A 9,016-nucleotide genomic window follows, 5' to 3' on the forward strand; every position below is an offset into this window, starting at 1 on the left:
CCCCCCTTGCGGGGGAGAAAGGATTTTCACGATCTTAGACGAGCACGCCCGCAGGGCGGCGCAGGCTAAGTCGTAGAAAATCCAAGAGAGGGGATCTTCAGCTGAGGGTTGCACAGCTATCGCGAGACAGAGAGTGGCTTTCGAGAACAAGACGCTTGGAAAAGCAACTTGTCAGCGACGTGCCGGCATATCCCCTCTCTTGCGATTTCTAGCACTTAGCCTGCGCCGCCCTAACGGGCGTGCTCGTCTAAGATGCTGAAATCGCTTTCTCCCCCGCATGGGGGGAGATAGGGCGCCGGCGCTTCTGGCGGCAATTTTCAACGTTCAGGAACGTCGCAGGAATGGAACCGACGGGCAGGTCCAGGAAGAAGCGGACGCCATCGAAGAAGATCCGGCGACATGCCAACTTTTCACCACCCTGGCCTGATGGAATTGCGCTTGCCCGGATGGTCATAACGGGAAGACTCTTTATATAACTGTTCTGAGCTTGCGATAGCCAAGGGGAGACGATGCGTTACATACGTCCGCTTACAATCGAGGATGCCGTCGGCCAGCTGGTCGGTTCATCCGGTACAGCCGCCATCCTGGCGGGAGGCAGCGACCTGCTGGTGAGGATGAAAGGCGGGTTCGTCGAACCCGACCTGATCGTCGACATCAAGGCGATCGATGGCCTCAGCGAAATCAGGGAAACCGCGGAAGGCTTCTCGATCGGTGCCGCCGTGCCCTGCGCGGTGCTGGGCGAGAACAAGGTGCTGAAGAAGGCCTGGCCGGGCGTCGTCGAAGCGGCGAAGCTGATCGGCTCGAAGCAGGTGCAGGGACGCTGCACCATCGTCGGCAATCTCTGCAACGCTTCGCCCGCCGCCGACTCGGTGCCGGCGCTGGTGGCTGCCGGCGCCAGGGCCGTGGTGGCCGGGCCGTCGGGCAAGCGCACCATTGCGGTCGAAAGCGTGCCGACCGCGCCAGGCCGGACCTCGCTCGCGAGGGGCGAGATCATCGAGGCAATCCTGCTCGACAAGCGCGAACCGCGTTCGGGCGATGCCTATCTGCGTTTCATTCCGCGCACCGAAATGGACATCGCGGTGGTCAGCGCGGGCGTGAACTTGACACTCGACGAGGCGGGTGTCGTCAAGACGGCCCGTGTGGCGCTGGGTGCTGCGGCCCCCACCGTGCTTCTGGTCGAGGAGGCTGCCGAGGTGCTGGTCGGTTCCAGGCTGGACGAGGCGACGCTGGAGAGGCTCGCCAAGGTCTGCGCGGGCGCCTGCCGCCCGATCGACGACAAGCGCGGCACCATCGAATTCAGACGAAAAGTCGCGGGCGTGCTGGCCGGACGGGCCGCTACCGCTGCTTATGAACGTGCAGGAGGCAAGTGATGGCCGGCGTAGCGGTTTCAACGACAATCAACGGCGATCATGTCGAGTATCTCTGCCAGCCTGACGAGACGCTGCTGGAAGTGCTGCGCGACCGGCTCGGGCTGACCGGCGCCAAGGAAGGCTGCGGCACCGGCGACTGCGGCGCCTGCAGCGTCATCGTCGACGACCGGCTGGTCTGCTCGTGCCTCGTGCTGGGCGCCGAGGCCGAAGGCCGGCAGGTCGAAACCATCGAAGGCATGGCGCATGGCGAGAAGCTGCACCCGCTGCAGCAGAAGTTCCTGGAACATGCCGCCCTGCAATGCGGCATCTGCACGCCGGGCTTCCTGATCGCCGCCAAGGACCTGCTGGCCAAGAACCCCGACCCGACCGAGGAAGAGATCCGCTTCGGGCTGGCCGGGAATCTCTGCCGCTGCACCGGCTATGACAAGATCGTGCGCGCCGTCCAGGACGCCGCCAGCGTGATGAGAGGCTGAGCCGATGAATTTCGATCCCCGTCTGACCAACCGCGATTTCACCTCCGTCGGCACGCGTCCCATCCGTCCCGACGGCATCGACAAGGTGACAGGCCGCGCCCGCTACGGCGCCGATTTCAACATGGCCGGGCAACTGGTCGGGCGCGTGCTGCGCAGCCCGCACGCCCATGCCGTCATCCGCAAGATCGACACCTCGAAGGCCGAAGCGCTTCCCGGCGTGAAGGCGGTGATCACGGCCGCCGACCTGCCGGACCTCACCAACGGCGACAGCGCCCTCTACGACATCCTCGACAACTGCATGGCGCGCAAGAAGGCGCTCTATGACGGCCATGCCGTGGCGGCGGTCGCGGCGATCGATGCCCGCACGGCAAGGCAGGCGTTGAAGCTGATTACGGTCGACTATGAGGTGCTGCCGCATGTCACCGATGTCGACGAGGCGTTCAAGCACACGGCGCCGCTGATCAACGACGCCATCTTCACCGAGGGCCTCGAGGAAAAGCCGGTCAAGCCGTCCAACGTCCACAAGTGCACGCAATACGGCCATGGCGACATCCACAAGGGGTTCGCCGACGCCGATTTCGTCGTCGAACGCTCGTTCAGGACCGAACAGACGCACCAGGGCTATATCGAACCGCATGCCTGCGTGGCGAGCGTCAGCGCCGACGGCACGGCGGAGCTGTGGGTCTGCACGCAGGGCCATTTCGTCTATCGCCAGCACTGCGCGCAACTGCTCGGCATGGAAGCCTCGAAGCTGCGCGTCACCTCCTCGGAGATCGGCGGCGGTTTCGGCGGCAAGACCCATGTCTGGGCCGAGCCGGTTGCGCTCGCGCTGTCGCGCAAGGCGGGCCGGCCGGTGAAGCTGGTGATGACACGCGACGAGGTGTTCCGCGCGTCGGGCCCGACCAGCGCCACCTCCATCGACGTGAAGATCGGCGCGCGCAAGGACGGCACCATCACCGCCGCGGAAGCGACGCTGCGCTACAGCTGCGGTCCCTATGCCGGCATGTGGGCCGAGGTCGGCGCCATGACAGCCTTTGCCTGCTACAAGCTCGACAATGTCAGGACGGTCGGCTTCGAGGTGCTGGTCAACCGGCCGAAGACCGCCGCCTATCGCGCACCGTCGGCGCCGATGGCCGCCTTCGCGGTGGAAAGCACCATCGACGAGCTGGCCGGGAAGGTCGGCATGGATGCGGTCGACTTCCGCATCAAGAACGCGGCGCAGGAAGGCACACGCGCTTCCTACGGTCCGGTCTATGGCCCGATCGGCATCGGCCCGACGCTGGAGGCGGTGAAGAACCATCCGCACATGAAGGCGCCGCTCAAGCAAAACCAGGGCCGCGGCATGGCCTGCGGCTTCTGGTTCAACTTCGGCGGCCAGACCTGCGTCGACCTCAACATCGGCATGGATGGCTCGATCTCGCTGGCCGTCGGCACCGTGGATGTCGGCGGTTCGCGCGCCTCGCTGTCGCTGGTGGCGGCGGAAGAGCTCGGTATCGACTATTCCCAAGTCAAGGCCATCGTCGCCGACACGTCCAGCCTCGGCTACAACGACATGACCGACGGCAGCCGCGGCACCTTCTCCTCTTCCATGGCGACGATTTCGGCTGCCCGCAACGCCATCAAGATCCTGCGCGAACGCGCCGCGCAGATGTGGGACATCCCCGTCGACGACGTGGTGTGGGAAAAGGGCCATGCGCTTGCCAGGGGCGAGAAATACGGCAACCTGTCGCCGCTATCGCTGAAGGAGATCGCGGCGCAATCCGGCACGACCGGCGGGCCGATCGCCGGCCACAGCGAGCTGGTCGCCGACGGCGCCGGCGTCTCCTTCGCCACCCATATCTGCGACATCGAGGTCGACCCCGAGACCGGCTCGACCCGGGTGCTGCGCTACACGGTGGTGCAGGATGCCGGCAAGGCCGTGCATCCGACCTATGTCGAGGGGCAGTACCAGGGCGGCGCGGCGCAAGGCATCGGCTGGGCGCTCAACGAGGAATACATCTACGGCAAGGACGGCCGGCTGCAGAATGCCGGCTTCCTCGATTATCGCATCCCGGTCTGCTCGGACCTGCCGATGATCGACACGCAGATCCTCGAGATCCCCAACCCGAACCACCCCTATGGCGTGCGTGGCGTCGGCGAGACCTCGATCGTGCCGCCGCTGGCGGCGATCGCCAACGCGGTGTCGAACGCGGTCGGCGTGCGCATGACGCACATCCCGATGTCGCCGCCGCGCATCCTGGCAGCGCTCGAGGCTAGCGCATCGGCCCACGATGCGTAGGTTCAAAGTGATAGAGCGTCCTTTGCGCGTCCGAATGGACCTGCGGTGCTCTAAACGGGGCGGCTGATGGTCGCCGTCACGCTCTGGGGATCGCTCGCTGCTGTCGCCGGAGGCAAGGACAAGCTCGACATCGAGGCCAAGGACATCCGGGAACTGTTCAGGAAACTCGCTGAACAGTATCCCGGCTTCGAGCCGTTCATCGACCGCGGCATCGCGGTCGCCATCGACGGCACCATCTACCGCGACACCTGGTCGAAGAAGCTGCCGGAAGGATCGGAGATCTTCCTGCTGCCACGGCTGGCGGGAGGATAGCGGCGCACCTTTATCTCCCCCCTTGCGGGGGAGAAAGCGATTTCAGCATCTTAGCGAGCACGCCCGTCAGGGCGGCGCAGTCTAAGTGCTAGAAATCGCAAGAGAGGGGGTGAGAGCCTGGTTCGCCGCAGGCGAATTCAAAGGTCCAGTGGACCTTTGAGAAGGCTCGAACGCCCGAGGCCATAGCCGAGGGCCGGGGCCCGCACACCGCTGACTAGCTCTCAAGCATCTTGTTCGAAAGGCCATTCTCGGCCTCGCGATAACGAGCAACCCCCTCAGCTGAAAATCCCCTCTCTTGGATTTTCTACGACTTAGACTGCGCCGCCCTAAAGGGCGTGCTCGCTAAGATCGTGAAAATCCTTTCTCCCCCGCAAGGGGGGAGATAGAGGCGCCTCATCTTCGCGGATAGCCGCGTGGAGTTCTCAAAGCCTGCCAATCCACCAATTCCCACGTTGCGCGCTACTGTCATTTCTGCCGATACCGCAGCGCGTTCACGACGACGGCCATTGCCGGGGATAGCTGCCGTCTGCTCGGGTAGTAGAGATGGTAGCCCGTGAAGGGCTCGCACCAATCGTCGAGGACCAGCCGGAGGCGTCCCGCCCGGACGTGATCGGCGACGATGTCTTCCGGCATGAACGCCATGCCGCATCCGGCGAGCGCGGCGTCGATCATCGCCATCGACGAGTTGAAGGTCAGCTGCCCGTCGACGCGGACGCGCAGTTCGTGGCCGTCCTTTTCGAATTCCCAGGCGTATAGGCCGCCGCTGGTCGTCTGCCGCATGTTGATGCAGGAATGCCTGATCAGGTCCTGCGGGACGATGGGAACCGGATTGGTCGAGAAATATTCCGGAGCCGCCACCACCACCATGCGCCAGTCCGGACCGATCCGCACCGCGATCATGTCCTTCTCCAGCCGCTCTCCCAGCCGCACCCCGCCGTCGAACCGCCCCTCGACGATGTTGCGGATGCCGTTGTCGCTGAACAATTCGAGCTTGATGTCGGGATAGGAGGCGAGCAGCGGCTTCAGCCGCGGCCAGACGGTCGTGGCGAGCGCGTGGTCCGACAGCGTGAGGCGCACCGTGCCTGCCGGCTTGTCGCGATATTCGACGAGGCTTGCCAGTTCGATGTCGATCTCCTCGATGCGAGGCGCAAGCGTGGCGAGCAGGCGTTCGCCGGCTTCGGTGGGAGCGACGCTGCGCGTCGTCCTGGTCAGCAGGCGCACGCCGAGACGGGCTTCCAGTTGCTTGATCGTATGGCTGAGGGTCGACTGCGACGTGCCGAGCTGCGCGGCAGCCTTGGTGAAGCTCTGTTCCCTCGCGACCGCCAGGAACCAGAGCAGGTCCTTCATCTCCTCGCGCTGCATCTCCAGCCCGCCTATTCATATCAGGTATCGATAAGTCCATACGGATTATCGCGGATACTCGGTGAAGTCCGCAACAATTATGTTCGCTGACATGCAGCCGGGACCGGTTCCCGGGAGTGCATGGAGCCACAGCAATGACCGTTACCTACGACAAGCCCCTCATCGAACAGCGTTCCGCCTGGAGCGCGGTCTTCTCGATGTCGCTCTGCGTGGCCGTGCTGATCGCATCCGAGTTCCTGCCCGTCAGCCTGCTTTCGCCGATCGCGGCCGACCTCGCGGTGACGGAGGGGCAGACAGGCCAGGCGATCGCCGTGTCGGGCGTGTTCGCCGTTATCACCAGCCTGACGATCGCCTGGCTGACCCGTCGTCTCGACCGGCGTACCGTGGTGCTCGGCTTCACCTGGCTGCTGATCATCTCGGGCCTGACCGTCGCCATGGCGCCCGACTACCTCACCTTCATGGCCGGCCGCGCTGTTCTCGGCATCGCCATCGGCGGCTTCTGGTCCATGTCGACCGCCATCGTCATGCGCCTCGTGAACCGCGCGGACGTGCCAAAGGGCCTGGCGGTGCTGAGTGCCGGCAACGCCATCGCGGCGACCGTGGCCGCACCGCTTGGCAGCTTCCTCGGTGCCCATGTCGGCTGGCGCTGGGCCTTCCTGCTCGTCGTGCCGCTCGCGCTCGCAGCGCTGGTGTGGCAGCGCACGAGCCTGCCTCCGCTGCAGCCGCGCCGCGAGGAAGGATCGGCCGATGTCCTGCGCCTGCTCGGCCGTCGCCAGGTCGTGTGCGGCATGGCCGCCATCTTCTGCCTGTTCATGGGCCAGTTCGCGCTTTTCACCTATCTGCGCCCCTTCCTCGAACAGGTGACCGGGGTCAGCGTGCCCGCCTTGTCGACCATGCTACTGATCATGGGCGCGGCGGGCGCTGCCGGAACCTGGTGCATCGGCCGCCTGCTCGGCACCCGCCTGTTCGGCATCCTGGTCGCCATCCCGCTCATCATGGCAGGCCTTGCGCTGGCCCTGATCGCTTTCGGGACCCATACCGCCGTCGTGGCGCTCCTGCTCATGGCCTGGGGCTTCTTCGGCACCGCCGCTCCGGTCGGCTGGGGCACATGGCTCAGCCGGGCCCTGCCCGACGACGCCGAAGCGGGCGGCGGGCTGCAGGTCGCCGTCATCCAGCTCGCCATCACCGCGGGCGCTGCGACAGGCGGGCTGCTGTTCGACACCATGGGCTGGCAGTCGACATTCGCGCTCGGCGCCGCATTGCTTGCCGCATCGGCCGTGCTCGCATGGACGACATGGCGGTTCACGCCGAGGCAGGCGGCATGACGACAGCCCAGATCAACCGCCGTTGCCTGATCGCATCCGCCATCGCCGCGTCGCTGGTACCCGGCGCAGCTTTCGGCCGGCAGGGCAACGATCCCGCCAGCCAGGAGCCGACGACCATGCGCATCCGGATGATCTTCAACGACAGGACGATGACCGCGACGCTCTACGACAACCCGGCGGCCCGCGACTTCGCCGGCATGCTGCCGCTCGACCTCAAGATCGATCGTGCGCCTGCCCCGGAAACTGACCGAAGAAGGCAGCGGCCGCTTCGGCAACGAGCAGCCCTATGACCTTTGCTACTACATGCCATGGGGCAATCTGGCCCTGTTCTACGCCGGCTACAAATATCCGGGCCTGATCCGGCTCGGCCGCTTCGACGAAGGCTACGAAACGCTCCACATCCGCGGCGAATTTCCCGTGCGCATCGAGCGCATCCCCTGACGCGCGGCAATCGAGGCGCCGGTCCAGCGACCGGTAAATTTCCAGACAACCAACAGACAAGGAAGAGAATGATGACCGACAGAATCGAGATCGCAGAAGGCCCCAACCGGCGCACCCTGATGAAGGCGGGCGGCGCCGTGGTGGCGGCGCTGGGAGCGCTGCCGCTGGTCGCCGGCGCCAGCGAGGCGCTGGCTGAGGACGCGGCGTGGGACAAGACCTTCCCGCGCAACGAGACAGTCACGCACAGGAAAGTGACGTTCAAGAACCGCTACGGCATCGAGCTGGCGGCCGACCTCTACAGTCCAGCGGACCGCGAGGGCGAACGCCTGCCGGCGATCGCCGTATCCGGCCCGTTCGGCGCCGTGAAGGAACAGTCCTCCGGGCTCTATGCGCAGACCATGGCCGCGCGCGGCTACGTCGCGCTTGCCTTCGACGCATCCTACACCGGGGAAAGCGGCGGCGTGCCGCGCAGCGTCGCCTCGCCCGACATCAACACCGAGGATTTCAGCGCCGCCGTCGACTATCTCGGCCTGCACCCTTCCGTCGATCGCGAGCGCATCGGGCTGATCGGCATCTGCGGTTTCGCCGGCATGGCGCTGAATGCGGCCGCTGCCGACAAGCGCATCAAGGCCGTCGCCACCACCTCCATGTACGACATGTCCCGCGTGATGGCCCGGGGCTACTACGACAAGATGACCGCCGAACAACGCAGCCAGACGCTGGAGCGGTTGAGCCGGCAGCGCTGGGCCGATGCGGAAGCGGGCGTTCCCGCGCTGGCGGGCGGCTTGCCGGAAACGCTGGACGGCGTCACCGATCCCGTCATTCGCATGTATTTCGACTACTACAAGACGCCGCGCGGCTTCCACAAGCGCTCGATCAATTCGACGACCGGCTGGAACACGACCTCGCCGCTGTCCTTCATGAACATGCCCCTGCTGAGCTACATCAAGGAGATCTCACCCCGTCCGATCCTGCTCATCGCGGGCGAAAACGCGCATTCGCGCTATTTCAGCGAAGACGCCCACGCGGCCGCCGCGCAGCCGAAGGAACTGATGATCATCGCCGGCGCCGACCATGTCGATCTTTACGACCGGGCGGACGTGATCCCGTTCGACAGGCTGCAGTCCTTCTTCGAGCAGCACCTGGCGTGAGCCAAGAGCGGGTCGGGTTAACCTGGCCCGGGCTGCCGCTACCGTGTCGGGCGGGGAGGTAGTGGGGCTTCCAGCAAAAGTGCGCCGGGCCTTCTTCCACGTCCCGGAACACTGACACAGGCGGAACGGTGCAGACCCATTTGCTTTCTTCAGGCTGGCCGTCGAGGTGGCCAGCAGGTTTCTGGGGCAAGGTTGCTTCCATTCCTCCAGCGTTCCGGAATGGCAACTGTGTTCAAGCGAAGCGGCTTTTGTCTCGGATCATGGCGTTGAGCGAGACGAGGAGCTTCCTTGCGACAGCGATGAT

General features: G+C 65.3%; 7 protein-coding genes and 1 pseudogene. 7 read left to right on the top strand and 1 reads right to left on the bottom strand.

The window, feature by feature from the left end:
• Window positions 1–509 precede the first annotated feature (509 nt).
• From ACFWXH_RS31190 to ACFWXH_RS31205, 4 genes are all read left to right on the top strand, one after another.
• The gene (locus ACFWXH_RS31190; protein WP_379125306.1) at window positions 510–1,370 is read left to right on the top strand and encodes an FAD binding domain-containing protein; all 861 of its coding nucleotides are present in this window, start codon (window positions 510–512) and stop codon (window positions 1,368–1,370) included.
• A complete protein-coding gene (locus ACFWXH_RS31195) occupies window positions 1,370–1,843 on the top strand; it encodes a (2Fe-2S)-binding protein (protein WP_379125307.1) in 474 nt (157 codons plus the stop codon). The genes ACFWXH_RS31190 and ACFWXH_RS31195 overlap by 1 nt, the downstream gene beginning before the upstream one ends.
• 4 nt (window positions 1,844–1,847) lie before the next feature.
• On the top strand, window positions 1,848–4,121 hold the full coding sequence (locus ACFWXH_RS31200; RefSeq protein WP_379125308.1) for a xanthine dehydrogenase family protein molybdopterin-binding subunit: 2,274 nt from the start codon (window positions 1,848–1,850) through the stop codon (window positions 4,119–4,121).
• Window positions 4,122–4,187: 66 nt separating this feature from the next.
• Complete coding sequence (locus ACFWXH_RS31205; protein WP_379125309.1) at window positions 4,188–4,433, top strand: MoaD/ThiS family protein; 246 nt, start codon at window positions 4,188–4,190, stop codon at window positions 4,431–4,433.
• Between the two features lie 465 nt (window positions 4,434–4,898).
• Here the strand turns inward: ACFWXH_RS31205 and ACFWXH_RS31210 are convergent, their stop codons facing one another.
• The gene (locus ACFWXH_RS31210; protein ID WP_379125310.1) at window positions 4,899–5,795 is read right to left on the bottom strand and encodes a LysR family transcriptional regulator; all 897 of its coding nucleotides are present in this window, start codon (window positions 5,793–5,795) and stop codon (window positions 4,899–4,901) included.
• Between the two features lie 134 nt (window positions 5,796–5,929).
• On the opposite strand from ACFWXH_RS31210, the gene ACFWXH_RS31215 reads away from it, so the two are divergent.
• The 3 genes and pseudogenes from ACFWXH_RS31215 to ACFWXH_RS31225 all read left to right on the top strand — a co-directional run bounded on the left by ACFWXH_RS31215 (window position 5,930) and on the right by ACFWXH_RS31225 (window position 8,712).
• A complete protein-coding gene (locus tag ACFWXH_RS31215) occupies window positions 5,930–7,120 on the top strand; it encodes an MFS transporter (protein WP_379125312.1) in 1,191 nt (396 codons plus the stop codon).
• A pseudogene (locus ACFWXH_RS31220) lies at window positions 7,117–7,561 on the top strand (cyclophilin-like fold protein). The gene ACFWXH_RS31215 and the pseudogene ACFWXH_RS31220 overlap by 4 nt, the downstream one beginning before the upstream one ends.
• 71 nt (window positions 7,562–7,632) lie before the next feature.
• Window positions 7,633–8,712, top strand: coding sequence for an alpha/beta hydrolase (locus ACFWXH_RS31225; RefSeq protein WP_379125313.1), 1,080 nt, complete (start codon window positions 7,633–7,635; stop codon window positions 8,710–8,712).
• Window positions 8,713–9,016: the final 304 nt, after the last annotated feature.

It is taken from the genome of Mesorhizobium sp. NPDC059054, assembly GCF_042739215.1.
Classification (GTDB): Bacteria; Pseudomonadota; Alphaproteobacteria; order Rhizobiales; family Rhizobiaceae; genus Mesorhizobium.